The sequence below is a fragment of the Shewanella sp. JNE2 genome, assembly GCF_023159115.1.
In the GTDB taxonomy this organism is placed as follows: Bacteria; Pseudomonadota; Gammaproteobacteria; order Enterobacterales; family Shewanellaceae; genus Shewanella; species Shewanella putrefaciens.
The window spans coordinates 1,622,787-1,648,301 of the sequence record NZ_CP096169.1 but is presented as its reverse complement, the minus strand read 5'-3'; the positions used below and the strand labels follow the sequence as shown (position 1 = coordinate 1,648,301).

Sequence of the window (25,515 nt, the reverse complement as noted above, 5' to 3'; positions counted from 1 at the left end):
CTTATATGCCCTTCAATAAGCAAGTCAGCTCGACCAAGCCTGCCATATCAAACTCATTACCGGTGAGTTCACCCATCATCTCTGCCAATTCTTGCTCGGTGCTTCTGATCTCATTAGCCACTTGCGAATACGTCACGGCGTATTTATCGGCTAATGCTTTCACCTCACTGGTTAAGCGATTAATAACCTCATTGGGCATGGCGGCTAATTGGTCCGATAAGGGCTTAATCCATTTTAACGCCAGTAACTGATTAACTTGTTCATTACTCAAATATTCAATCGTTGATTTGGTATTTAAATGCAGGGCGATACTGGCTTCCTTAATCGCTTTTTTCAGTTCTTTTTCTTCATCCATTAATGCGGCAACTTGGATAATTTTGGCCTCAAGGCTATCACTGGCAAAATCACCATGGGCTTTTTGGGCTTTAAGCAAGGCTTTGGCTTCTTTGCTGATTGTGGCATTAACAAAGCTGTCTTTTTCTTCGGTAAAGATATCGGCCTCTTTTTCATCTTCATCAAAGGCGTTAAATAACTCGTCCAATTCGCTGGCGATTGTGGCTAGGCGTTCTTCTTGCTTGGTAAGTGCTTGTAAGTCATTGCTTAAACAGGTTGTTTGCACTAGATCAAAGGGCAAGATATGGCCTTTCCAGCCGTCTTGTACTTCGGTATCTTTGCCATCTTTCTTTTTAATGACCATATTAGGGTCAACTTGTTTAGTTGCAGCAAAGCCTTCGGTTTGGATCATTTCCAAATCGGCATTTATGATTTGCCATTGGTTATTGACGTATTGATAGGCTTGATATTTGTCTATTAACGCAATGGGGGTTAAACGCTTAAATAACTCAATACCCAGTAAGGTGTCTTGTTGGTTGCGGTTAACCGTTTGCCAATTATGGATGAGTGTTTCTTGCAGATACTGATCGAAACCACTGAATGCCTGATTGTAAGCCTCAATAAAACGGTGGATTTGCGTATGTTGGCTAATGGTGGTGTTAACGTCTTTTTTGTCGATAGCCAACTCGCTGTATTGCGCTGATTTGGGCTTAAATAGGGCGTGATGTAAATCAGGCAGTGCATCCCAATAGTCTTTTAATGCGGTGATTTCACGATTTGGAATACCGCCTAACATAGTCGCGTGTAAATCCCATGTTTCAGCGGCTTGGGCTGAGTCAACATAGCGCGGAATATTCAGGTTATAGCCGTTTTCGCTAATGGTTTGCTTACTGACTAAGGCTGAAAATTTATCATGGCTTTCGCGCTTAGTCACTGCATCGACAATGCGCTTAATATCACTGGCTTGCAGTTTGTTGTTTTTGCCTTCTTTTATAAAGTGCTTGGACGCATCGACGACTAATACATCGGTATTTTGTCTTTTTTGTTTGAGCACCAAAATCACGGTAGGAATACCTGTGCCAAAAAAGATATTGGCAGGTAGACCGATAATGGCATCAATATGATTTTGTTCAATCAACTGTTTACGTATTGCCCCTTCTTCACCGCCACGGAATAGCACACCGTGGGGCAATACAATGGTCATAATGCCATTGGGCTTTAGGTGGTATAAATCGTGCAATAAAAAGGCAAAATCGGCCTTTGTTTGGGGGGCTAAACCAAAGCGCGAGTAGCGTGGATCGTTTTCTTTATTTGCTGGTTCCCATTTTTGTGAATAGGGTGGATTAGACACCACTGCATCTACATATAAGGCTTCGTATGAGCCATGTGGATCGGTTTCATCAAAATACGGCCAATCATCTTCTAAGGTATCACCGTTGCGAGTTTTGATATTGCCGGGTGGAATACCACGCATGATAAGGTTCATACGGGTTAAGTTGTAGGTATTGGCCTTTAGCTCTTGGGCGTAGTATTCAATGCTATCGGTATTAGTTGCATGTTTTGCCACTGCATTACCAATATTGATTAACAAAGAGCCTGAGCCACTGGTAGGGTCGTAAATGCTGATTTTATCTTTATGTTTTAATTCGTTAGCAATAATCTCAGACATCAATACTGATACTTCATGGGGTGTATAAAATTCACCTGCTTTTTTACCCGCATTGGCCGCGAATTTTTCAATTAAATATTCGTAGATATAGCCCAGTACGTCATAGTCTTGCTTACCGTCCATTGGAATGCTTTTAATGAGGTGTAGTAAGTCACTAATGGCTTTAGTGCGCTTGCCCGAGCTTTCACCTAGTTTACTCAGCCCTGTCTCTAACGTGGTAAAAATACCATCAAATAGCTTACGGTGACTTTTATCAATAAGCCGACTGAATGCGGAAAGCGCATCTCGGACATTGGCTTCATCAAAATCTGATTTGGGGTCTATCCATGTAGAGAAAAGGTTGTCGTAAGCGATGAAGTAACCTAATTTGCCCTGAATATAGTTAACCGTTTCGGCATCATCCTCATTCAATGCTTTGACTTCGGCATCTGACATGCCCTGAGCTTTTACAAAGTTAACTAATTGATCACTTAGATATTTGTAGAAGATGAAACCGAGGATGTAATCTTTGTATTCATTAGCCTCAATCTTTGAACGCATTTGGTTCGCAGATTCCCATATTTTTGCTGCAAGCTGTTGTTTATTCATCAATAATCCCTAAGGCTTAATATTGTAATATAGTGCATATCGTTATTATGTTTATGTTTTAGTCAAAATTTTTACCAGTTCTCTTCTCGTGAAATCGACGTTTGCCTGTGTCGCAAAACATTATCGCGCAATGTGACTAGGTTAACCCATCCAATTGGGGTTTATGGGTGATTCAGAACAATGTCTGCATAAATTGCAGACGATTAGGTATCAATCATTGTCCCTCTTATGTTGTCCCTTTTATGCATATACAAGGCTTGCCTTAAAGCATTGATAATTTTCTTGAGCCAACAACTTAGCGCAACTCATTGACCTGACTGTTGATATGCTGAAGTTTACCTTCTTTCTAAGGTCGATATGCGGTTTTTCATCTTATTTTGACAATATTGAGTCGTATCACCATTCAAAAAAACAATTAATATCCTAATAACCTTGTTTTATGGAAAATGTATGTACAGTCAAACAACGTTGTAACCTATATGAATGCACCTTATACCCTAGTACGAGCAACTCCTGTGCCCCCACAGGAAACAACGCAGGGAACTGTGTTGGGAAAAATACTTTTTACTCTATAGACTCCTTCTTGAATAATTTGATCAACAAAACCTGTATAAACTCTCCTTAGCAGAATAGTATTGTCAGTTATTAAACAATAATTTAGGTTAGGTTTTTATGAATATTCTTTACATTCATGGCTTTGGCAGTCAGTTCGACAAGTCATCAGACAAAGTCGTTTTGTTAGAAACCATAGGTACTGTATTTGGTGTTACTGTCGATTATACAGAGCCAGTAGAGACAGTCAGTAAGCTACTAATGGAAGCCATTATTGCCTACTCAATTGATCTCATTATTGGCACGAGTATGGGAGGTTATTGGGCGAATAGAATGGGCGCGACTTCAGGTATTCCATTTGTTGCTATTAATCCAGCGATTGCACCACAGCAAACATTGCAAAAATATTTAGGCTCTGGAATGACCTACCACGATACACCTTTTTATTTAGCTAAACAGGTTGTTGAGCAATATAGTGATTTTAGGCTGGTTGGATGTGGTTTAATTCTTTTAGATTTAGGCGATGAGGTGCTTGATCCGTTAAAAACGTGCGAGTTGCTCTCCACACGTTTTACGGTCAAGGTATTTCCAGAAGGAAACCATAGATTTACTCATCTTGAGGAGTCGTTACCTATCATTAAAGACTTTTATCATGTTAGTGAATGTGTTTATGGGTTTGATGAAAATTAATCAATCATGTATGCGAAATTTACGGTGTAAGCAGCGAGTTATCATAGCGGCTACAAAATGGACAATCCGACTACGAGATTGGAAGCCTGCCATGACTCGATTTATGGTCATCTACTATTACTGAGTATCGTTTTGATAAACAGCCACTTACACAAAAGATTTTATAGTCTCTAAAATTGCTGGATAAGCTAGTCCCAATCTAACGCCTCTACCACTCTAAGTAGGTTATCGATCTTGTATTCCTTTCCATAGCGGTCAAATGTAATTGAACCGTGTGAATGTCCCAATAAACCAGCAACTAAATCGGAACTGAACTCTTTACGTTTCAATTGCGTAGCAACTGCGTGGCGTATTCCATGCAATGTCTCGCGCTCGCCCCAATCGAGTTTCTTCTTGAAATAACAAAACCACTTAGAGACAACATGGGAATATCCCCTAGCCTCCTTCTTAGGTAACTCGGGAAATAAACGCAAGTGACCAAGGGATCGCTGTCGTTCCACAAAGAGAAGAAAACCCATTGCTATCAACTTGCTATGGATTGGAATAGCCCTTTCACTACTAGGGGTCTTGATTGACTGATCTGGCCGATTGGCTCTAATGAGAATGCATGGATGACCGTCAATTATCATAAAGTCGTCTAGATACAACTGAGCTAATTCTCCGACTCTAGCGCCTGTGTATGCAGCAAGCCTTGGAATCCAGTATCTATATAAAAACTTAAGGTTATTGTGAGATGGAGTCCCTTGGAATAGTTGCTTAACTTGGAACGGTGTTAACGCCTCTCGCTCTTTTGAAACCTTTATTTTTTCAGATACCTGAATACTCATACCAACCATAGGATTATACGTCCCATAGTGTGATGATGCCCACTGTAATAAAGCAGTTACACGAGTCAGGTATTTGTTGATAGTAGCAACAGAAAGGTCTTTCTTCGCGCTATAGTGCTGCTTATATTTTTGAGCCTTGTCCTTAGTGAATTGGTCAATTCTGATATCACCCAACAGGGCAATCATGTCTCTGTATGTCTTACGGTTAACAATTTCAGTCTGTTTAGACCATGCACCGCCTAGGATCTTCTCTCGACTGTATTCTTCTGCTACTTGGCTAAGCTTTGGCAAAGATGACGTACCAACAGTCTCCGAGTTGGACTTTGGGTAAACAACATTATCTGAATGAATGTCTTTAAGGTCTGCTAATTCCGTTGTAACAGATTGAGACTCAAGACTATGTTTACCTGCGGCAGTCAAACGCAAGGCTTTAAGAACATCCCATGATTTGCGAATAGCTTCAAATTTGTCTCTAGTCGACAATGATCGTCTCAGTTCTCGCTTCCCAATAACGTCTCTTTGAATTTCAGGAACAACAATTCTGGCATACCAAATACCATGACGAGATTGGAATAAATAAGGACTTGATAATGTTTTGATTGAACTCAAGTGTACCACCTTGTGTACCACCAAGGCTTATCTTAAGCTAACCTGTTGAAAGGATTTGTAATTGGAGGTTCCCCTAGAGCCGACACCCCGGCACACGAGTCGCTTGCTGCGGTTGCTCCCTTCCGGGCCTGGCCGAGTTCACAAGTTATCATTGCGGGGGGACCCTAGGGTCACCATATTTTCGAGTAATACTTTTAGGTTCACTTGAACAGCTATGGCATTACTTGAACGGCGTGGATTATCCCCCATGGCACCTGAGGGATCAAGCACTAATCCACCCGTTTGCAGAATATCCTGCTTAACTGAACAATCTATAGGCAAATAGACGTCTTTAAATGATAAAAGCCTGCTATGCAGGCTTTACAATCGTTTTAACTTACTGGTACTTGCGGATCAGAGTTTGATTAAATGTCGATTCTGCTCAATCAGTTTTGCACCAATACCAGACACATTTGCTAAATCATCAATCACATTAAACTTACCATTTTGTGTGCGGTAGTCTACGATAGCCTGCGCCTTGGCAGCACCAATCCCCTTAAGCTCTTGTAACTCTTCAACAGAAGCCGTATTGATATTCACTGTCAACACTTCAGCCACAGCAGACTTTGCATCTGCTTTTGCCTGAGCCTGCATTTTTGCTTCCGCTTTAGTGGGGGCTTCTGCGGCACTCACAGGGTATGCGAGTAAAGCCGCTAACGTAACGCCTAACATCGACTTTATCTGAATGGATTTAACACTGTTGCTGAGCATTGTGGATAAACAGTTTTTGATCTTCATATGTTGCCCTCTTTCCATGATATTCGGCCTTTCGTCCTACTTCCGTGGCCTCAGATCAAAAATAGTCTAAGCTGTTCTGAAATACCAAATTAGCATATATAAATATTCTATTTTGCTAAATTTCAATATTCAGATTGAGAACGACATAAACTGATTTATAGAAAAAGGATGCGAAACTGCATCCTTTTTGCTTCATCACGCTATAGATTCAAAATCGTAATATCGGTTAAGTCAAACGCACTAGTGCTTGATTCAAATCGGCGATGATGTCGTCACAATCCTCTAAGCCGATAGAGATCCGCAGCAGGTTATCACCAATTCCAGCGGCAGCCCTTGCCTCTGGCGTATAAGGTGAATGCGTCATCGATGCTGGATGTTGAATAAGAGATTCAGCGTCCCCTAGGCTCACCGCAATAGAGAACAACTTTAGATATCCGACAAAGGCCATGGCCTCTTCTAAATTTGCCGCCAGTTCAAACGCGATAACACCACCAGCACGTTTCATCTGCTTACCCATAAATATATGCCCTTGATGAGAGGCAAGCCCGGGATAATACACACGTGTAATGCTTGGATGTTCCGCCAAAAACTCCGCCACACGCTGAGCACTATCGCAATGTCGCTGTAAACGCACATCTAAGGTCTTAAGACCACGCAAGATCAGCCAAGCATCGTGTGGCGATATTACCGCGCCAATATCTTTTAAGATTTCATACTTCACTCTATGGATCTGTTCGTCACTGCCACACACTATTCCCGCAATCACATCACCATGGCCATTCAGATATTTAGTCGCACTGTGGATCACCAAATCTATACCGAAATCGAGAGGTCTTTGCAGTAATGGCGTCATAAAGGTATTGTCGACAATACTCACTAGCTTATGACGTTTGGCAATAGTCGCAATTGCCGCCAAATCAAACACCTGTAAATGGGGGTTGACTGGGGTTTCACAGAAAATGACCTTAGTATTGGATTTAATCGCTGCTTCTATTTCTGTTACCGATGAAAAGTCCACTAGTGACACTTCGATACCAAAGCGGGCGAACTGAGACGTCATTAACGCAAAAGTACAACCGTATACGGCATTCGACGCCACTAAGTGATCGCCCATCTGCAAATTAGCCAGCAATGCGGCGGATACTGCGCCCATACCAGAAGCGGTCGCGGCGGCGGCCTCTGCCCCTTCTAAAATCGCCATTTTACGTTCAAGCTCGGCAGTTGTCGGATTCCCTAAGCGCGTGTAAATATACCCCGGCTCATTACCCGCAAATCGCTCGCCACCTTGCTGTGCAGACTCAAACACAAAAGTCGCACTTTGATAAAGCGGCGTCACTAAGGCGCCAAAGGCCTCATGCTCATGGCCGCCATGAATAACCTGTGTTGCAGCTTTCCACATCTTGCCTGACTCATCTTGCATACCTAGCTCCTTGTAATTGGCCTTGAGCGGTTCCCGTTCTTGATTGATTGTTCGTTTGGGATGTTCAATGCCAGCATTATGGACAATCCAATAGATAAGTTAATGAAACATTAGCCCTATCGAATAAGCCCTACCATAACGCGGCCAAGCACTTAAGCCAGTAGCATGGCGCAAATAGCAGTGCACAAAAGTGTAATTAACTTGTTACATAGCACTTTTACGTCGCACTTAGTCATACTTGGTACCTGCAAAGAAATTCATAAAAAATGCGCTAAGGAACAAGTCCATTAGCGCATCTACTTTCGGCTATTTAAATCGGTTAATTTTTTGATATTAAATAATATCTACTCTTTAGTCTTCTCTTTAGCTGCCCGAGATACTTTGTGATCAACATCGGCGAACTGGCCTTTTAATGCGTCGCGACCTTCTTTGGTAAACAGCTTGCCTGAAAACTGCTTAAGTTCGATCAACAACTCCTGATGCACTTTTGACAATTTTGGCCTTTGATCTTCTCTAAACACAATCGGCCGACACAGTGCCATGGCCTGATATCCAAGACGTGCCGTTAACATACCACCGCCTAAACCTTGAGCCAAGCGAGCAGACAATTTACCTGTCATTTCAACCGATAACAGCTGTGTACCTAAATCAGTGACTAACTCAGTGGTGCCCGCGTAGATGATATTAATAATAATGCTGCGGATAAGTTTAATTCGGCTCCAATAACCCAGCTCTATGCCATAACAACGAGCGACATCGCGCAGCATGCGTTGATTACGCCATAGGATTATCGCCATATCGAGCACGGCTAACGGGCTCGCGGCTAATAAAACTGCCGATTCGGCTGCATAGCGTCGCACTACTTTTTTTGCCAGTTCATCCCGCTCAGTCAGCACTAAGTCCTCGAATAACAAGACTTTCTCGGCATCATTATGCTCATCTTTTAATGAACGGCGAAGTTGCTGCAAACCTTGGCTGTCTTCATAGTGACAAACGATATTATCGATAAAGCTGTCTGCTTCACCCATTTGCATGCTCTGCGCTAACCTTGCGCCCGTTTCTTGGGTATCGGCGACCTGTTTGAGTCGCTTGAGCTTACGGTATTCACTGACTGCACCCGCCAATGCCCAAGCACTGACGACCCCAAGCACCACGCCATAAAAACTGAACAGCCAAGGGCTCTCAAGCCATGCATCCCTCAGTCCTAATCCCGTTTGAACCACCACGAGCAGCAATAGGCTCGATACTGCTAGACGGGCAAGCCACGACCAACGGCGTGATTTAACCAGTTGAGGCGATACGGATTTAGCATCAATCATATTGGGATGGGCAGACAGTGTCGCATCCATTAATTCTTCAATATCAGCAGAGACTTCCTGCACTGGCGTATTGGGTTCAAAGGCTTTCGCTCCTTTGAGTTCCTCTTGGCTGGGGCTAAGCTCCACTATTTGTGGATCAAATAGCTGCTGCTTTTTCAGCGGTTTTTGTTTAACTGACTGTTCAAATGGCTTTTCAACTACATTGGCAGAGGAATTGGCAGCCGGTTCATTTGCGTTATCCGATTGCTTTAACGTCATTCCAATTTATCTCCCAGTAAGTACTGCAGCAGATGATCGAGGCGAATATGGTCAAAATGCACTTGTGAGGGGTCAACATTAATATTGCTCGGTGGGGCAAACCCAACAAAATTAAACCCTTGTTCACGCCAAAAATGCGCTTCAGGTAAGCGAGTGGGCACTTCGCCGGGAAACAAGGTCAGGGCTTTACCGTTGAGTCCCATACCCTGCACAACTTCAACTTCACCCTCTTGGGTTGTCACCATACCATGGCGAGTCGCCTTGATGGCGCTAATCGCCATCGTCTCCACTTTACAGCCATCGAAACTGGCAAAATGCTGGCTGTGTTTCAACATATCGGTCAACAAGGACAAAACATGGCTCTGCTGATCACGAGTCACATGGTCAACCTTACTCGCGGCAAATAACAAACGGTCGATGCGGGGGGCAAATAAACGCCGTAAATAACTCGACTGGCCGAAATGGAAACTTTCAATAATGGCATTGAGCGCCGCGCCCATATCCTCAAATTGCCTTTTACCGCGATTTAACGCACTAAAGCAGTCAACGAGTACTAGTTGCCTATCAAAACCAGCAAAGTGGTTTTTATAGAAAGGCTTAACTACTTTAGCCACGTATTCTTGATAACGTTTTTCAAGCACATGGAATCCACTGTGTTTATCGCTTTGCGAAAGCTCAGCAAACTTTTCATCATTAACCAATAACAGGGGGAAAAAAGCCAATAAAGGTGCGCCCTGCCATTCGCCCGGCAATAACATGCGTCCGGGTTGCGCTTGGTAGTAACCTTGTACATGCACTAAATCATTGAGTAATAGTTGATATTGATCGGCAATCTGCTTTAACTGCTGTTCATCGGCGCTGGCGGCGAAATCCAATGATTTTAAGGATTGCTCAAATTTAGCATATAAAGGTGAGCTTTTAAGATTCTCGATGCGACCTTGCTGGGCACGGCACCAAGTAACAAAGTCTTGGCGCAGCATAGGTAAATCGAGTAACCATTCGCCGGGATAATCAACTATGTCTAAATATAAGGTCGCAGTATCAGAAAACTTGGCCAGCAAGCCCTTCTTCGGCTGATATTTAATCGCCAATCGTAACTCAGAAATAGTACGAGTGGAGGCAGGCCAAGTCGCAGGCTCAGAAGTGAGCGCTAACATGGCGCCTTGATAATCAAAACTGGCGATTTCCAGATCCGGCTGCATGGCACGCTTAACCCCGAGCAAACGCTGCTCACGGCTCACCTGCCAAAGTGGCAAAGCACTGTTGTTACGGGCATGGGGTATAGTCGAGACTGGTCCAGAATTGAGTAACTGATTAACTAAACCAGTGATAAACGCCGTTTTTCCCGCACCAGAAAGCCCAGTCACGGCCAAACGTAAATGCCGGTCCGCAGTACGATGTAACAGGGATTGACCTTTTTGAGCTAATTTATGGAGCGAGGCATCAAGCATTCCCATAGAGACTTCCATTATGTCAAATAATGTTAACTATACACTGGAACGACAAACAGATTAAGCAATAAGGGCGGACATGGCCGCCCTTTAGAAGGGTTACAAACTATTGATTTGTCTTTTCAAATCAAAGTTGTCAGAGGTGACATGACGTTCTAGGTTTTGCAATCTAACTTCAAGGCTTCGAAATTGACGACTCACGTCGCTTAGCGCTTGCTTTGCGGGTTCTCCCGACTGCCACGGCTTCTTCTTCACCTCGATATCGTCTCTATCGTAATGCTTCTGCGGCTTGATGTCTAAAATCACCCACAAAGCGACATAGATGATAAATACCACACCTGAACCGCCGAGTAAGAAGATAGACACCGCCAGTACTCGCACTAACCAAGTTTCAATCGCAAAGTACTCGGCAATCCCTGCACATACACCCGCTATTTTGCCTGACTGGGGAATGCGGTACAAAGTACGACCATTAGATCCTCTCATGTTTTCCCCTCCATTCGGGCGATTCTGTATCCAGAATGGCCTCTAAGGTCTCAATACGCGCTGCCATTTTATCAGCTTTAACTATTAAATCATTGAGTTGTGAAAACTCTTCCTCAGTGAGTCCTTGGCTCACTTGTCGCTTACTGCGATAATGAAGAACTAACCATATTGGCGCGACTATCACCATAAAAATAATAATCGGCGCCATTAGTATGTCCATATCCATAACTCACCTCTGAATTGTTATTCTTTTGACTTTGTTGGTGCTTTACCTTTTACCTTGGCTTTTAGCGCTGCCAGCTCTGCATTCACAGAATCTTCGGCTTCAAGAGCGGCAAACTCGTCGGCTAAGGTTTTTTTGCTGCCAAGATCGTAAGATTCAACTTGGGCTTCTAAGCCTTCGACACGGCGCTCATATTGCTCAAACTTGAGCATGGCGCTATCGATTTTGCTTGAATCTAACTGCTTTTTCACTTCTAAGCGTGATGATGCTGTTTGAGTGCGCAAAATAATGGTCTTTTGACGCGCTTTTGCATCGAGCAGTTTTTCTTGCAACATGCCCACTTCATCTTTCAGACGTGCGATATGTTCATCGATAACGGCTAACTCTTGATTCAGCGTGTCCGCTAAACCGGTTGCTTTTTGTTTTTCAACTAAAGCGGCTTTGGCTAAGTCTTCACGGTCTTTGGACAATGCGAGCTCAGCCTTATCTTGCCAATCTTGCACTTGCTCTAACACGCGATTAATACGACGTTGCAGCTCTTTCTTTTCAGCTAATACTTTAGCTGAGGTAGAACGCACTTCAACGAGTGTGTCTTCCATTTCTTGGATAATCAGACGAACCATTTTTTCTGGGTCTTCGGCTTTATCCAGCAATGCGCTGATATTAGAGTTAATGATATCGGCGAAACGAGAGAAAATTCCCATAATCCTATCCTCAAATTGATGTTGGTCTCGTATAAGGTAATACACTAACTGTGCCAACTTTTATTTATTGTTTAAATACATACGGATAAACAATTTTTTAACTTTTACTTTATTTTATCTTCCAAGCCACTTATTATGATTTTCACCAAATTTTAGCGCGAAAGACTAAAAAATATCGTGGATAATAAATTTCAACAAGACAATCTTATCGGCCAATCCAATGCCCTACTCGAAGTATTAGAACATGTGTCGCAAATCGCACCTTTGTCTAAACCCGTACTGATTATTGGTGAACGGGGCACAGGTAAAGAGCTGATTGCCGAACGCTTACATTATCTTTCTAAGCGCTGGGATCAAAGTTTTATTAAGCTAAACTGTTCATCTTTGAGTGAAAACTTACTCGAGAGTGAATTGTTTGGCCATGAATCAGGCGCCTTTACTGGCGCCAAAGGTAAACACGAAGGCCGTTTTGAGCGCGCCGACGGCGGCACCTTATTTCTCGATGAATTAGCCAACACTTCAGGACTTATCCAAGAAAAGCTACTGCGTGTTATTGAATATGGCGAGTTTGAACGGGTCGGTGGCAGTAAAACCGTGCAGGCTGATGTCCGCTTAATCTGCGCCGCCAACGAAGATTTACCCGCGTTAGCTGATGCAGGCGAATTTCGTGCCGACTTGCTCGATAGGCTCGCCTTCGATGTGATCACTTTGCCACCACTGCGTTGCCGCCCTGAAGACATTATGACACTAGCGGAATATTTCGCCGTTGGTATGGCACGCCAATTAAAACTGCAACTATTTAGCGGTTTTAGCGCCAATGCGGTCGAGCAGTTAATGACCCACGACTGGCCAGGTAATATCCGCGAACTCAAGAACGTGGTTGAACGTAGCGTGTATCGCAATGGTGGTGAAAACCGTCCCATCGAGCATATTACCCTCGACCCCTTTGCATCGCCCTATCGACCTCAAACTCGAGTTAAAACCCGCGAGCGTCAAGTGGTACCTCAGGTTGCCACTATTGCAGATACCGCTCAAACCGGTATCGCGATTGAACCAAACTTACAAGGAGGCTCGGAGCCTTCTCTAAATAGCTTTAATTTTCCGTTGGATTTTAAAGAACAAACTGAAAAATACGAGATGGATCTTATCCAACAGGCTCTCTCACACAGTCAATACAACCAAAAGAAGACCGCTGAGATCCTAGGATTAAGCTATCACCAGCTGCGTGGCATCCTTAAAAAATACAATTTACTCGATAAAGCATAAGCCGATTGCCCACGGGGGAGATGCACTGCTAAAATAGCTGTTCATAGTCTATAAAATAATGATTTATAAATGAGTGTGCTAATTAGACGCCTATGCCTGACAACGGCAGTTTCCTGCATGAGTTGGTTGATGGTTGCATGTGGCCCCCAACAGATCCCTTCTGGTTTGGTTTATTGCTCCGAAGGGAACCCCGAGTCTTTTAATCCGCAGTTGGTGACTTCGGGTACGACTATCGACGCGACATCCCATCAAATCTACAGCCGCTTAGTGGATTATGATACTCAGTCAGGCAATCTTGTTCCGGCATTGGCGACCAGTTGGTCTATGTCAGAGGATGGCTTAAGTTATCGTTTTAAGTTAAGGGAAGGAGTTCAATTTCAGCATTCGTCGCGCTTTACGCCTTCTCGCCCATTTAACGCCGATGATGTGTTATTTTCTTTTAATCGGATCATCAATACACAGCATCCTTACCATTGGGTGTCCCGTACTGGCTATCCCTTCTTTCAAAGCATTGGATTTTCGGAACAAGTTAAGCTAATAGAAAAAGTAAACGACCACGAAATCATATTTTATTTAGCCCGTAAAGACGCTTCTTTTTTATCTAATCTTGCCACTGACTTTGCCGTAATTTTGTCCGATGAGTACGCTCAGCAGCAACTGGCGCTCGGGCATCCAGAGAATGTCGATCATTACGCCATTGGTACCGGACCTTTTACACTAGTTAAGTACGTTAAAAATGAATATATTCGCTATCGCCGTAACCCCGACTTTTGGGGCGAACCTGCAAAAGTCGATATGCTGGTATTTGATATCACGCCCAAAAGCACTGTGCGCCTAGCAAAACTTATCGCTGGTGATTGCAGTGTTTCAGCTCTACCTAAGGCAGGAGAATTACCTGTCATTGGACAACATAAAGAGTTGAATATTGAATCTCAACCTGGTCTTAATGTGGCGTTTTGGGCTTTTAATACGCTAAAACCACCACTCGATGACGTACGTGTGCGCAGCGCGCTAGCTCATGCTGTTGATAAGCAACATATTCTGCGAGCGGTTTATCAAAACACCGCTATTGAAGCCATAGGTGTTCTACCGCCAGCATCTTGGGCCTACGACAATAACAAAGGACTTATTGATTACAATCCACAAAAAGCACGGGATTTATTGAAAGAGGCAGGCATAAAAAACCTCAGCATTGATATCTGGGCAATGCCAGTTGCACGTGCTTATAACCCTAATACACTTAAAACAGCAGAGTTAATTCAGTCAGACTTAGCCAATGTTGGGGTTAAAGTAAACATCATCAGTTACGACTGGAGCGTCTTTAGCCAACGATTGAGCCGAGATGAGTATGATTCGGTATTAATTGGATGGAACGCTGACAACAGCGATCCAGATAACTTTTTCACCCCATTACTGAGCTGCTCGGCAATGTTGTCGAACAACAATCGCTCCCGCTGGTGTAGCCCTGAATTTGATACCATCCTAGCAAGAGCAAAGGATGTATCAACTCAAGCTGAGCGCAAAGTGATTTATCAGCAAGCTGAAGCCTTTTTAGCGGAACAGATACCTATGCTAAGTTTGGCTCATGCTAAACGTGTAGCATTAACTCGTCACGATATTACAGGCATGCAATTAACTCCCTTTGGTGGGATATCTTTTGCACATACTGGCCTAATCCAACCGGAGACTAATTGATGTTTCGATATCTGCTTCGGCGGCTCAATCTGTTTATCGCAACGTCCTTCGTTATGATTGGAGTGCTCTTCTATGCTACCGGATTATTTCCCGTTGAACGAAGTTTTGCACTCACAGGCATCCATTCTCCTACCGCCAGCCAAGAGATTCAAATTGAGCAAGATTATCAACTAAACGACAATCAAGCTTGGCAATTTTTCGCCTATATAAAACAAAGGTTAAGCGGTAATTTAGGGGTATCGGTTACATCACAACAAAGTGTCGCTGAAGAGTTAAAAACGGTACTCCCCGCATCATTTGAACTCGCGATAATGGCTGCCATTATCGCCATTGGCTTAGGTGTGCCATTAGGCGTTTTAGCATCGCAAAGCCAACATAAACTTACTCAAAATACGATCATGGCAATCACCTTAACAGGCTACTCAGTGCCTGTTTTTTGGCTAGGTCTCTATTTATCCCTCTGGTTCGGGGTTAATCTTGGTTGGTTACCGATTTCTGGACAAATCAATTTGCTCTATGAAATCAAGCCTGTTACAGGCTTTATGTTAGTCGATACCTTGTGGTCAGATTCTGAATATGGCAAATCGGCATTTAAAGATGCGCTGCTGCACATCATTTTGCCAGCGACTACGCTTGCCGTATTACCTTTTACAGTGGTGGTTCGTAGCACTCGTTCGGCAATGATGAATGTGATGAATCAAACTTTTATCCGTGCCGCGGAGGCGAGAGGCATGCATACTAGCACTATCATTCTACGCCACGCGCTACCTAATGCGTTGATCCCTGTGCTTAAACATTTAGGATTGATGCTCGGTTCTTTTGCCAGCTATGCGATTGTCGTCGAAATGATCTTCTCATGGCCAGGTGTCGGCTCATGGTTGGTGTCAGGAATTTATCAACGGGATTATACTGTCATCCAAGGTGGTATTCTGGCCGTTGCCCTATTGATCATCTTTTTAAGTATCTTGATTGAAGTATTACACACTGTCTTTAATCCATTAAGCAGAAAAGACCTTTATGCTACCAGCTAAGATTTATCAAGAAGATCAAATTGCCTCTCCTATGATGCGAGTATGGCAAAATTTTTCAGCAAATCCGTTTGCTCTAGCAGGTTTGTGGACAATTGTATTCTTACTGCTACTCACTATTTTTGGGCCAATGATTGCGCCCTTCTCCCCTGAAACTCAGGATCCAAGAGCACTCTTGTTACCGCCATCATGGGATCCATCCGGTACTGTTGAGCATTTTTTAGGAACAGATGATCTCGGACGCGATATCTTTAGCCGATTATTACACGGCGCACACCTTACTTTTGGTATGGCCATTTTAATTGTGGTAACGGCGCTATTCACAGGCTTTATTATCGGTTCTTTATCCGGCATGATGCGCGGTTTAAAATCCAGTATTCTTGGTCACTTACTCGACGCGCTATTGTCGATCCCTTCGCTGTTAATGGCCATTTTAGTCGTAGCTGTGATGGGACCGGGCCTTGATAATGTGTTTTGGGCCGTGGGGATTGCCTTAACCCCACAATTTGTCCGCTCCATACACCAGTCAGTGCATGAAGAATTACAAAAAGAATATGTCACAGCCGCGCGTTTAGACGGCGCTAACTCGATGCAAATTTTTTGGTATGTCATTATGCCAAACGTATGGGAAGTCGTGATAATTCAAACTACCTTAGCCATTTCGGCAGCCATTTTAGATATCGCGGCCCTTGGTTTTTTAAGCTTAGGCGCACAAGCTCCCAGTCCTGAATGGGGTGCAATGGTCGCACAGGGCGTAGATAATTTATTAACCGCACCTTGGACCGTCACAATTCCTGGGTTAGCAATTCTTTTTAGCGTACTCGCCATTAACTTGGTTGGCGATGGCCTACGGTCGGCGCTTGCGCCCATCAGAAACTAACTTATGCCTTTACTCGACGTACGAAATCTCACGATTGAACTCGATACGCCCCACGGTAGAGTGCGGGCACTCGAAAAAGTCAGCTTGACCCTGAATGCCGGAGAAATCCATGGATTAGTAGGCGAATCGGGTTCAGGTCGTAGCCTTCTCGTCAGGGCCATTCTTGGCATTCCAGGTCCTAACTGGACGATTACTGCCGATCGTATGATGTGGGACGGTAATAATCTGATGGCCATGACAGCTAAAGAGCGCCGGAATTTGATGGGGTCGGACATGGCGATGATTTTCCAAGATCCCTCCGGTAGCCTTGATCCTGCACAAACTGTCGGCAGTCAATTAATGCAAGCTATGCCAAAGAATCCTAAGCACTATTTCTGGCAACGCCATAAACATGCACGATTGACGGCACAAAAATGGCTACATAAGGTAGGTATCAAAAATCCACAAAAAGTTATGTCTAGCTATGCATGGGAGCTATCAGAAGGTGAATGCCAAAAGGTGATGATTGCGATGGCTGTCGCCAATCAGCCACGGTTATTGATTGCAGATGAACCGACAAACTCGATGGAACTTAGCACTCAAGCCCAAATTTTTCGGTTATTATCACAGTTAAATCAACTGCAAAATGTGTCAATTTTAATCATTAGCCACGAACTTGAAACTCTAGCACAATGGTGCGATCACTTATCCGTACTCTATTGCGGGCAAGTGATGGAATCAGGGCCAACTGAAGATCTCATCACCCAGCCCTTTCATCCTTATACCAAAGCACTACTCGATAATATGCCTGACTATTCAGGTATTGTGGCCCATAAGGCCATTATGCCGACATTACCAGGTTCAGCTCCTGCACTACAGCATCTTCCAATTGGTTGTCGCTTAGGACCTCGGTGCCCTGAAGCACAGAAGAAATGTGTGAATCAGCCTAATTTAAGTCACCTTAAAGACCGCTATTTTGCTTGCCACTTTCCTTATCACGGCGAAACAACAAATGACGACCCCACTGCTTAAAGTTAACGATCTCTACAAAAGATACGACACAGGTTATAAGGGGTTCTCACGCCAATATAACGATGCATTAGCGCCAGTATCCTTCGAGCTTAACCGCGGAGAAACCTTAGCGATTGTGGGTGAAGCTGGCTCAGGTAAAAGCACTCTTGCCCGTATCTTAGTTGGTGCAGAACCCCGTAGTGGTGGCGAAATTTTCTTTGAGGGTGAGGCCTTAGATAGCCGTGATATTAAACAGCGTTGTCGGTTGATTAGAATGATTTTTCAAGATCCTAATACTTCACTCAACCCACGCCTGACGATTGGCCAATTGCTCGATGAACCCTTACGTTTTAATACTCAACTCTCGGCTAAAGAGCGCCATAATCAGGTAGTAGATACTCTTAGAAAAGTCGGCCTATTACCCGAACATTCGGATTTTTATCCCCATATGATTTCTGAGGGCCAAAAACAACGGGTTGCCGTTGCTAGAGCGTTAATGCTCAATCCTAAGATCATCATTGCCGACGAAGCCTTGACCGCATTGGATCTTTCTGTACGCTCACAAATTCTCAATTTACTCTTAAGACTACAAAAAGATCTCGGCTTGTCTTATATCTTCGTTTCCCATAATCTCAACATCATTCGCCATGTTAGCGATAAAATCATGGTATTACACAAGGGCGTAATGGTTGAAAAAGCGCTTACAGAACAGATATTTAATTCACCACAACATGAGTACACTCAAAGACTTGTTCAAGAGCAGAGTCTGTTTGTCCACAAACGCTAAACTGCTCCAACCACTTCAATAATCAGGTGAATTGGCTAAAAATAGGTGCCATTTCCCCGCTGAAATATTTATCCTATTGGTCATTTTGATAGAAGAAGCTAAAACATGATTATCAAACCCAAAATTCGCGGATTTATTTGTACCACTACACACCCAGTCGGTTGTGAAGCAAACGTTCAAGAGCAAATTACCTTTACAAAAAACAAAGGCAAAATCGCTAACGGCCCCAAAAAGGTATTAGTGGTTGGTTCATCAAGTGGTTATGGCCTATCTTCACGTATCGCTGCTGCTTTTGGTTGCGATGCGGCAACCATTGGCGTGTTCTTCGAAAAGCCAGGAACAGAAACTAAACCGGGCACAGCCGGTTGGTACAACTCTGCCGCTTTCGATAAATTTGCAAAGGCGGAAGGTTTATATTCTAAAAGCATTAACTGCGACGCTTTTAGCCATGAAGCTAAACAAAAAGTCATTGAACTTATCAAGCAAGATCTTGGTGAAATCGACATGGTTGTTTACTCATTGGCATCACCAGTACGTAGATTACCTGATTCGGGAGAGGTTATTCGTTCAGCATTAAAGCCTATTGGTGAAACTTATACTGCAACAGCCGTTGATACCAACAAAGATTGCATTATTGAAGCAACCGTAGAGCCCGCAACTGAACAAGAAATTGCTGATACTGTCACGGTAATGGGCGGGCAAGATTGGGAATTATGGATCAAAGCCCTATCAGAGGCTGGTGTATTAGCAAACAATTGCAAAACCGTCGCCTATAGCTACATAGGGACAGAACTGACGTGGCCGATTTATTGGCATGGCGCCCTTGGCAAAGCAAAAATGGATTTAGACCGTGCTGCAAAGGCCTTAAATGATCAACTGTCTGCAACTGGTGGTAGTGCTAATGTGGCGGTACTGAAGAGCGTTGTGACTCAAGCGAGTTCCGCTATTCCAGTTATGCCACTATATATCGCTATGGTCTTCAAGAAAATGCGCCAAGAAGGGCTCCATGAAGGCTGTATGGAGCAAATCTACCGTATGTTCAGCGAGCGTCTATACCGTACAGATGGCGCAAAGCCAGAAACCGACAGCGACAATCGCCTACGTTTAGACGATTGGGAACTACGTGATGATATTCAACAGCATTGCCGTGATTTATGGCCGCAAGTGACCACAGAAAACTTATCAGAATTGACTGACTATCGTGAATATAAAGCAGAATTTATAAAATTATTTGGCTTTGGAATCGAAGGGATTGATTACGATGCCGACGTTAATCCATATGTTGAGTTTGATGTTATTGAACTCCAATAAACTGCGATAACTAATAACAGCTAAACGCCACTTTTTAGTGGCGTTTTTATTTGCAACGCCCAAACTTAAATACGCAGCAGTCGCTCTTGTGGGCATCCTCATCATTTCCTCATATTCATAATCCACTTATACCAATCGTATTAAATATCTGTTCATTCAGCGGGAGTTCAGCGCGCTTTAGGCAAGGCGAAGGCTTGAAGGAATAGTGATAAGCCTTAAACGCAGTATAAAGCGCACTGAAGCCCGCCCTTCGGGAGCCACACTGGCATCCCACTCCGGTGTTGCATTGACTTAAAAGGGAATGACCATTTCTACGTCAATACGCCTTGGATTGAGATGCCTGTGAGGCTCTGAACTGATTAGATATTTAATGTGATTGGTGTTATGGAAAAATGATAAAAACTAGCGCAAGAAATACCCTCAGTGGCAAGATAAAATCCATAGGAATAGGCGATTGAAATATGGAACATCACAGTAGTGCTATAACCTCATCCTAGCGAAAAAATAAAAAAGGCCAAGGTAATCACTTGGCCTTTTTAAATTATCAGTAGGATAATTGTTTTAACCCACTATCCCAATTGAATCACTCTGCTGAGTAAACCACTTTAGCATTGGCTTTAAGTGAGTCAATCAAACCACGATAGTCAGCTTCACTATATTGTGCGTTCAAGCGTTGTTTAAGAGCATTAACTAACTCATCACTCACGCCTTCTGCAGCATTGACTTTATCAAGTGCAATCACAGCATAACCATTAGCTAAACCAACAATATCGACAACTGGCGTACTGCTAGGTGTTGGCATTTGGAACGCTTTACCCACAATAGCAGCATCCACATTTTGTTCGCCGCGGCCTAGTTTCACTTTAGACACTAAACCAAGATCAGTTGCAGCAGCTTTAACTTGTGTCATCAACTCTTGTGCTTTTGCACGGGCAGCTTCATTCGCCTGGTCCTGCTTCAAACGCTCTGTGATATTGGCTTTCACTTCCTCTAGGGCTAAAGTGCCCGCATCGTGATGCTCTTTAACACGGATAACAACCACGTGATTAGGCTCAAGCTCAATCACTTCACTGTTTAAACCTTTCAACTTAACGGTATCAGAGAAGGCGGCCTTCACTAAATCAGGTTTATTGAGCCCCTCAGGTGCATCATCACGCGAAAATAGTGGCGTAGTTTTAATTGATACGCCAAGCACTTTTGCCGTTTCAGCTAAAGTATCAGGAACTTCATAGCTGGTATCCGCTAACTTACTTTGCAGACTGTAGAACTGATCTACCGCTTTCTTATCCTGCAACTGAGCGACAATTTTGGCTTTAACATCGGCAAATGGTACTGTCGCACCCGCCTGTACATCAAGTAACTTGATAATGTGGTAACCAAAGCCCGTTTTAACAACCGCAGAATGCTCGCCCTTATTGAGTGCGAATAAAGCCGCATCGAAGGTAGGCTCCATCACACCAGGTTCAAACCACTCCAGTTTACCGCCCTGCTCTGCGCTTAATCTATCGTCAGAATGCGCCTTAGCAAGTTCAGCAAAATCTGCACCATTATCGAGTTGCTTGGCTAAATCAGCAGCTTTGGTCGCTGCATCATCCTGATCTGCATTAATGAGGATATGTGCAGCTAAACGCTTCTCGTTAGCCAGATATTGCGTTTTATGTTCATCATAATAAGCTTGTGCTTCTTCGTCAGTCACAGGACTATTTTTAGCAAAATCAGCAGCGTTTAGCTCAACATACTCTAAGCTTACCTGTTCTGGGCTCATAAATTGCCCTTGGTTTGCATCATAGTAGTTTTTAACTTGCTCATCGGTCACGGTGGCATTGGCTAAAAATGGTGCAGAATCCACCACCAAATAACGAATATCACGAGTTTGACCTTGTAACTCAGCTAATTGCTTTGCTTCGCTTGGGAGCACAAATTCAGTACCCACAAGGGCGGCAGTTAACTGACGGCGAGTCATATCAACACGCATCATATTTCTAAAGCTTTGCGGTTGATAACCTAACTGGCGCAAAATCGCTTGATAACGCTCGTTATCAAATTTGCCATCGGTTTGGAAAGCAGGCTCTAACTTAATGGCAGTAATAATTTGCTCATCAGAAACTCGAAGACCCATAGTGCTCGCCGCTTGGTCGATAAGTTTATCGGCAACCAAACGCTCTAATACGCTCTGCTTAATACTTTCTAGATATCTTTCATCAGCAGATAATGCAGCAAACATCTCACCCAGTTGTTGCTCCATACGAGAGCGCTCGCTCTGATATGCTTGCTCTAACTCGGCTTTAGTGATCTTGTCACCATTGACTTCTGCAGCGGGTACGTCAGTGGTTGAGCCCAAATAGCTACTCACACCTGCAAATGCAAAAGATAAAATCACAAGTACGAGAATGCTTTTAGCAATCACGCCTTGCGAACCGTCGCGGATCTTCTCTAACATCAGATTTCTCGCTTGTTGCGATTAACAAAATAAAAAGGCGCATCAGGTTGAGATGCGCCTTTCTGTAATTTATGGGGATGATTCAGACGCTACCACAGGTAAGTGCTAAAACCCCGAGTAATGGTAGAAAATAACCTTCAAAATCCATTACTTTCAATTCGTAAAAAGCACTGATTTAACAGTGCTTGTATATTACGAACGCCTTACAAAGGCTACGATATCAAAAATTAATTGACAGCGTCTTTCAGAGCTTTACCTGCTTTAAAGGCAGGAATTTTTGCTGCTGCGATTTTGATTTCTTCACCCGTTTGTGGGTTGCGACCAGTACGCTCAGCGCGCTCACGCACTTCAAAAGTACCAAAACCAACAAGAGAAATTTTATCGCCTTCTTTCAGACCTTCGGTCACAGCAGCGATAAAAGAATCCAGTGCACGGCCAGCAGCGGCTTTAGAAATATCAGCACCAGAAGCAATTTTCTCGATTAGTTCAGATTTGTTCATGTCATCCCCTTGAATGTAATTTTTTTGCGCCGCAACCAAATCCGTCTCTAGAGCGGTCTGCGGAGGCTTTTATAACAAGCTTGAATTCAAAGTTCAAGCTGAGTTCGAAAACCAAAGAAATAAAACTGGATACAGCTCAAAGCCAGTTGCGCCAAGGGCTTGGAGCAGCTGGCTCTCCACAGACCTAGGCTACCACAGGTCTGCGCTTTGTTAAGCCCCTTTTTTCACTTTTTTTAGCTTGATAGCGCATTTTCTTGCGTTATGCCAAGTTTTTAACCACTTCAAAGCCTTCAACAGGTCTTTCTAAGGCAAGTTTTAACACTTCATCGACCCAACGCACAGGACGAATTTCTAAATCGGCAATCACATTGGCAGGAATTTCTTCCAAATCACGCTCGTTTTCTTTTGGAATGAGCACTAATTTTATGCCACCACGGTGTGCTGCTAACAGTTTTTCTTTCAAACCACCGATAGGTAATACTTCACCACGTAAGGTAATTTCCCCAGTCATGGCTACGTCGCTACGAACAGGGTTGCCTGTTAAGCTTGAAACTAAAGCAGTACACATTGCCGCACCAGCCGATGGACCATCTTTGGGTGTCGCACCTTCAGGTACATGGACATGAATATCACGCTTCTCGTAAAAGTCAGCATTGATACCCAATTGCTCGGCACGGGCACGAACCACTGTCATCGCCGCTTGAATAGATTCTTGCATCACATCACCAAGGGAACCTGTATAGGTTAACTTACCTTTACCTGGTACTGATGTTGCTTCAATCGTCAATAAATCACCGCCGACTTGCGTCCAAGCGAGGCCTGTCACTTGACCAATCTGGTTTTTAGACTCGGCTTTACCGTAGTCAAAGCGCTGCACACCAAGGAATGATTTCAAGTTATCTTGGTTCACAGTCACAGACTTAACTGACTTATCAAGCAAAATCATTTTCACGACTTTACGGCAAATCTTTGACAATTCACGCTCAAGCGAACGCACGCCCGCTTCACGGGTGTAGTAACGAATAATGCCAATAATTGCGCTGTCATCCACATGAATTTCACTGGCTTTAAGGCCGTTGCGTTCAATTTGCTTAGTCAGTAAATGTTGCTTGGCAATATTTAACTTCTCGTCTTCGGTATAACCCGACAGGCGGATAACTTCCATACGGTCTAGCAGTGGCCCCGGAATGTCCATCGAGTTGGACGTAGCCACAAACATCACATCGGATAAGTCATAATCAACTTCGAGGTAATGGTCGTTAAAGGTCGCATTTTGCTCAGGGTCAAGCACTTCTAACAATGCCGACGCTGGATCGCCGCGCATATCTGAGCTCATCTTGTCGATCTCATCGAGCAAGAATAACGGGTTCTTCACGCCCACTTTAGCCATTTTTTGAATGACCTTACCCGGCATAGAACCGATATAAGTACGGCGATGACCACGAATTTCCGCTTCATCACGCACACCGCCTAAGGCAACACGCACATATTTACGACCAGTCGCCTTAGCAATCGATTGGCCCAATGACGTTTTACCCACACCTGGAGGTCCAACTAAGCACAAAATTGGCCCTTTAAGCTGACGTACTCGGCTCTGTACCGCTAAATATTCCAAGATACGTTCTTTAACCTTCTCCAGACCATAATGGTCGGTATCAAGCACTTCTTGGGCTTTGGCTAAATCACGTTTGATTTTAGAACGCTGGCTCCAAGGTACTGACGTCATCCAATCCACATAACTGCGAACAACTGTCGCTTCAGCGGACATCGGTGACATCATGCGTAGCTTGTTAAGCTCGGCGAGGGCTTTTTCCTTCGCTTCGCTTGGCATGTTGGCCTCTTCAATCTTACGATTTAAAGCTTCAAACTCATCATGGCCCTCATCTAAGTCACCCAGTTCTTTTTGGATGGCTTTCATCTGTTCATTCAGATAATACTCACGCTGGCTCTTTTCCATCTGTTTTTTAACGCGGGTGCGGATACGTTTTTCAACCTGCAGTAGGTCAATCTCCGATTCCATCATCGCCATTAAATATTCCAGACGTTCGCCGACGTTGACCATCTCAAGCACCGACTGCTTATCTTCAAGCTTAAGTGGCATGTGGGCGGCCATAGTATCGGCCAAACGCGCCGCTTCATCGATACCCGATAAAGAGGTTAAGACTTCTGGCGGGATCTTTTTGTTCAGCTTGATATAACCTTCAAACTGCCCAATAGCGCTACGCACTAACACTTCTTCTTCTTTGTCTTCTAAAGGCTCTGATTCAAGATACTCAGCCTTAGCTACAAAGAATTCTGTCTCTTGGGTATAACGGGTTATTTTAGCGCGACGTCCCCCTTCAACAAGTACTTTTACCGTACCATCTGGCAATTTTAACAACTGCAAAATAGAAGCTACAGTACCGATATCAAAGATATCGTCTTTGGTTGGCTCATCTAACTCGGCATCACGCTGAGCCACTAAAATAATTTGTTTATCCTGGGCCATTGCCGTTTCGAGACAACGAATAGACTTTTCTCGGCCAACGAACAACGGAATTACCATATGGGGATAGACCACCACATCTCGCAGTGGCAGCACGGGGAGTTCGATATGCGCTTCACGCTCTAGGGTCATAGCTCGATTCCGTTTTGGTGAATGGGATTGATAATGGAGTATATTGGGACAGTTTATTGAGTTTCAATGGTCAATACGAAAAAAGGAGTCCGATG

At 43.8% G+C, this 25,515-nt stretch carries 20 protein-coding genes and 1 other RNA gene; 8 read left to right on the top strand and 13 right to left on the bottom strand.

The genetic code is table 11. The features are described from left to right. Position 1: 1 nt before the first annotated feature. Positions 2-2,590 (bottom strand): type I restriction-modification system subunit M, encoded by a 2,589-nt coding sequence (locus MZ182_RS07335; protein ID WP_248066451.1) that lies wholly within the window; start codon positions 2,588-2,590, stop codon positions 2-4. 672 nt (positions 2,591-3,262) lie between these two features. Here MZ182_RS07335 and MZ182_RS07330 point away from each other — a divergent pair. Beyond that, positions 3,263-3,832, top strand: a complete 570-nt coding sequence (locus MZ182_RS07330; protein WP_115015353.1) for a YqiA/YcfP family alpha/beta fold hydrolase — start codon at positions 3,263-3,265, stop codon at positions 3,830-3,832. Positions 3,833-4,020: 188 nt separating this feature from the next. Here MZ182_RS07330 and MZ182_RS07325 read toward each other — a convergent pair whose 3' ends face one another. The 9 genes from MZ182_RS07325 to pspA all read right to left on the bottom strand — a co-directional run bounded on the left by MZ182_RS07325 (position 4,021) and on the right by pspA (position 11,906). Continuing rightward, the gene (locus MZ182_RS07325) at positions 4,021-5,268 is read right to left on the bottom strand and encodes a site-specific integrase (RefSeq protein ID WP_248066449.1); all 1,248 of its coding nucleotides are present in this window, start codon (positions 5,266-5,268) and stop codon (positions 4,021-4,023) included. 70 nt (positions 5,269-5,338) lie between these two features. Then, an RNA gene (gene ffs / locus MZ182_RS07320) (signal recognition particle sRNA small type) lies at positions 5,339-5,436 on the bottom strand. Positions 5,437-5,661: 225 nt separating this feature from the next. Then, positions 5,662-6,045: a ComEA family DNA-binding protein gene (locus tag MZ182_RS07315; RefSeq protein WP_248066446.1), complete on the bottom strand. Its 384-nt coding sequence runs from the start codon at positions 6,043-6,045 to the stop codon at positions 5,662-5,664. Between the two features lie 226 nt (positions 6,046-6,271). Continuing rightward, entirely contained in the window at positions 6,272-7,465 is a 1,194-nt protein-coding gene (gene megL, locus MZ182_RS07310) for a methionine gamma-lyase (RefSeq protein ID WP_248066441.1), read from the bottom strand. Positions 7,466-7,809: 344 nt separating this feature from the next. Beyond that, positions 7,810-9,042: a TIGR01620 family protein gene (locus MZ182_RS07305; RefSeq protein WP_014610298.1), complete on the bottom strand. Its 1,233-nt coding sequence runs from the start codon at positions 9,040-9,042 to the stop codon at positions 7,810-7,812. Next, complete coding sequence (locus tag MZ182_RS07300) at positions 9,039-10,499, bottom strand: YcjX family protein (protein ID WP_248066439.1); 1,461 nt, start codon at positions 10,497-10,499, stop codon at positions 9,039-9,041. The genes MZ182_RS07305 and MZ182_RS07300 overlap by 4 nt, the downstream gene beginning before the upstream one ends. Before the next feature lie 93 nt (positions 10,500-10,592). Further along, positions 10,593-10,979, bottom strand: coding sequence for an envelope stress response membrane protein PspC (gene pspC, locus MZ182_RS07295; protein ID WP_006081139.1), 387 nt, complete (start codon positions 10,977-10,979; stop codon positions 10,593-10,595). Beyond that, positions 10,966-11,205 carry an envelope stress response membrane protein PspB gene (gene pspB / locus MZ182_RS07290; RefSeq protein ID WP_014610296.1) on the bottom strand — a complete coding sequence of 80 codons (240 nt, stop codon included), beginning with the start codon at positions 11,203-11,205 and terminating at the stop codon, positions 10,966-10,968. Before pspB ends, pspC begins: the two co-directional genes overlap by 14 nt. A gap of 17 nt (positions 11,206-11,222) precedes the next feature. Continuing rightward, a complete protein-coding gene (gene pspA, locus MZ182_RS07285; RefSeq protein WP_011789880.1) occupies positions 11,223-11,906 on the bottom strand; it encodes a phage shock protein PspA in 684 nt (227 codons plus the stop codon). Positions 11,907-12,083: 177 nt separating this feature from the next. Between pspA and pspF the strand changes: the two genes are divergently transcribed. The 7 genes from pspF (at position 12,084) to fabV (ending at position 19,863) form a co-directional block, all read left to right on the top strand. Continuing rightward, entirely contained in the window at positions 12,084-13,172 is a 1,089-nt protein-coding gene (gene pspF / locus MZ182_RS07280; RefSeq protein WP_011919076.1) for a phage shock protein operon transcriptional activator, read from the top strand. Positions 13,173-13,241: 69 nt separating this feature from the next. After that, positions 13,242-14,867 (top strand): ABC transporter substrate-binding protein, encoded by a 1,626-nt coding sequence (locus MZ182_RS07275; RefSeq protein ID WP_248066436.1) that lies wholly within the window; start codon positions 13,242-13,244, stop codon positions 14,865-14,867. Then, positions 14,867-15,898 (top strand): ABC transporter permease, encoded by a 1,032-nt coding sequence (locus MZ182_RS07270; protein WP_011789883.1) that lies wholly within the window; start codon positions 14,867-14,869, stop codon positions 15,896-15,898. Before MZ182_RS07275 ends, MZ182_RS07270 begins: the two co-directional genes overlap by 1 nt. Then, positions 15,885-16,775 carry an ABC transporter permease subunit gene (locus MZ182_RS07265; RefSeq protein ID WP_011789884.1) on the top strand — a complete coding sequence of 297 codons (891 nt, stop codon included), beginning with the start codon at positions 15,885-15,887 and terminating at the stop codon, positions 16,773-16,775. Before MZ182_RS07270 ends, MZ182_RS07265 begins: the two co-directional genes overlap by 14 nt. A gap of 3 nt (positions 16,776-16,778) precedes the next feature. Next, a complete protein-coding gene (locus MZ182_RS07260) occupies positions 16,779-17,786 on the top strand; it encodes an oligopeptide/dipeptide ABC transporter ATP-binding protein (RefSeq protein WP_248066433.1) in 1,008 nt (335 codons plus the stop codon). After that, on the top strand, positions 17,767-18,552 hold the full coding sequence (locus MZ182_RS07255) for an ATP-binding cassette domain-containing protein (protein ID WP_011789886.1): 786 nt from the start codon (positions 17,767-17,769) through the stop codon (positions 18,550-18,552). Before MZ182_RS07260 ends, MZ182_RS07255 begins: the two co-directional genes overlap by 20 nt. 105 nt (positions 18,553-18,657) lie before the next feature. Beyond that, positions 18,658-19,863, top strand: a complete 1,206-nt coding sequence (gene fabV, locus MZ182_RS07250; protein WP_011789887.1) for an enoyl-ACP reductase FabV — start codon at positions 18,658-18,660, stop codon at positions 19,861-19,863. A gap of 583 nt (positions 19,864-20,446) precedes the next feature. Here fabV and MZ182_RS07245 read toward each other — a convergent pair. From MZ182_RS07245 to lon, 3 genes are all read right to left on the bottom strand, one after another. Continuing rightward, positions 20,447-22,303, bottom strand: coding sequence for a SurA N-terminal domain-containing protein (locus MZ182_RS07245; RefSeq protein WP_248066432.1), 1,857 nt, complete (start codon positions 22,301-22,303; stop codon positions 20,447-20,449). A 227-nt stretch (positions 22,304-22,530) separates the two neighbouring features. Continuing rightward, positions 22,531-22,803: a nucleoid-associated protein HU-beta gene (gene hupB / locus MZ182_RS07240; protein ID WP_006081127.1), complete on the bottom strand. Its 273-nt coding sequence runs from the start codon at positions 22,801-22,803 to the stop codon at positions 22,531-22,533. Positions 22,804-23,062: 259 nt separating this feature from the next. Continuing rightward, positions 23,063-25,420, bottom strand: coding sequence for an endopeptidase La (lon, locus tag MZ182_RS07235; RefSeq protein ID WP_011789889.1), 2,358 nt, complete (start codon positions 25,418-25,420; stop codon positions 23,063-23,065). Positions 25,421-25,515 lie beyond the last annotated feature (95 nt).

What these genes read in the sequence shown, in the direction of transcription:
- pspB (WP_014610296.1), bottom strand. Translation starts at nt 11,205, where the DNA reads ATGGATATGGACATACTAATGGCGCCGATTATTATTTTTATGGTGATA.
- MZ182_RS07315 (WP_248066446.1), bottom strand. Translation starts at nt 6,045, where the DNA reads ATGAAGATCAAAAACTGTTTATCCACAATGCTCAGCAACAGTGTTAAA.
- MZ182_RS07275 (WP_248066436.1), top strand. Translation starts at nt 13,242, where the DNA reads ATGAGTGTGCTAATTAGACGCCTATGCCTGACAACGGCAGTTTCCTGC.
- MZ182_RS07245 (WP_248066432.1), bottom strand. Translation starts at nt 22,303, where the DNA reads ATGTTAGAGAAGATCCGCGACGGTTCGCAAGGCGTGATTGCTAAAAGC.
- pspA (WP_011789880.1), bottom strand. Translation starts at nt 11,906, where the DNA reads ATGGGAATTTTCTCTCGTTTCGCCGATATCATTAACTCTAATATCAGC.
- MZ182_RS07335 (WP_248066451.1), bottom strand. Translation starts at nt 2,590, where the DNA reads ATGAATAAACAACAGCTTGCAGCAAAAATATGGGAATCTGCGAACCAA.
- MZ182_RS07300 (WP_248066439.1), bottom strand. Translation starts at nt 10,499, where the DNA reads ATGGGAATGCTTGATGCCTCGCTCCATAAATTAGCTCAAAAAGGTCAA.
- fabV (WP_011789887.1), top strand. Translation starts at nt 18,658, where the DNA reads ATGATTATCAAACCCAAAATTCGCGGATTTATTTGTACCACTACACAC.
- MZ182_RS07260 (WP_248066433.1), top strand. Translation starts at nt 16,779, where the DNA reads ATGCCTTTACTCGACGTACGAAATCTCACGATTGAACTCGATACGCCC.
- MZ182_RS07305 (WP_014610298.1), bottom strand. Translation starts at nt 9,042, where the DNA reads ATGACGTTAAAGCAATCGGATAACGCAAATGAACCGGCTGCCAATTCC.
- MZ182_RS07330 (WP_115015353.1), top strand. Translation starts at nt 3,263, where the DNA reads ATGAATATTCTTTACATTCATGGCTTTGGCAGTCAGTTCGACAAGTCA.
- hupB (WP_006081127.1), bottom strand. Translation starts at nt 22,803, where the DNA reads ATGAACAAATCTGAACTAATCGAGAAAATTGCTTCTGGTGCTGATATT.
- lon (WP_011789889.1), bottom strand. Translation starts at nt 25,420, where the DNA reads ATGACCCTAGAGCGTGAAGCGCATATCGAACTCCCCGTGCTGCCACTG.
- MZ182_RS07255 (WP_011789886.1), top strand. Translation starts at nt 17,767, where the DNA reads ATGACGACCCCACTGCTTAAAGTTAACGATCTCTACAAAAGATACGAC.
- megL (WP_248066441.1), bottom strand. Translation starts at nt 7,465, where the DNA reads ATGCAAGATGAGTCAGGCAAGATGTGGAAAGCTGCAACACAGGTTATT.
- pspC (WP_006081139.1), bottom strand. Translation starts at nt 10,979, where the DNA reads ATGAGAGGATCTAATGGTCGTACTTTGTACCGCATTCCCCAGTCAGGC.
- MZ182_RS07265 (WP_011789884.1), top strand. Translation starts at nt 15,885, where the DNA reads ATGCTACCAGCTAAGATTTATCAAGAAGATCAAATTGCCTCTCCTATG.
- MZ182_RS07270 (WP_011789883.1), top strand. Translation starts at nt 14,867, where the DNA reads ATGTTTCGATATCTGCTTCGGCGGCTCAATCTGTTTATCGCAACGTCC.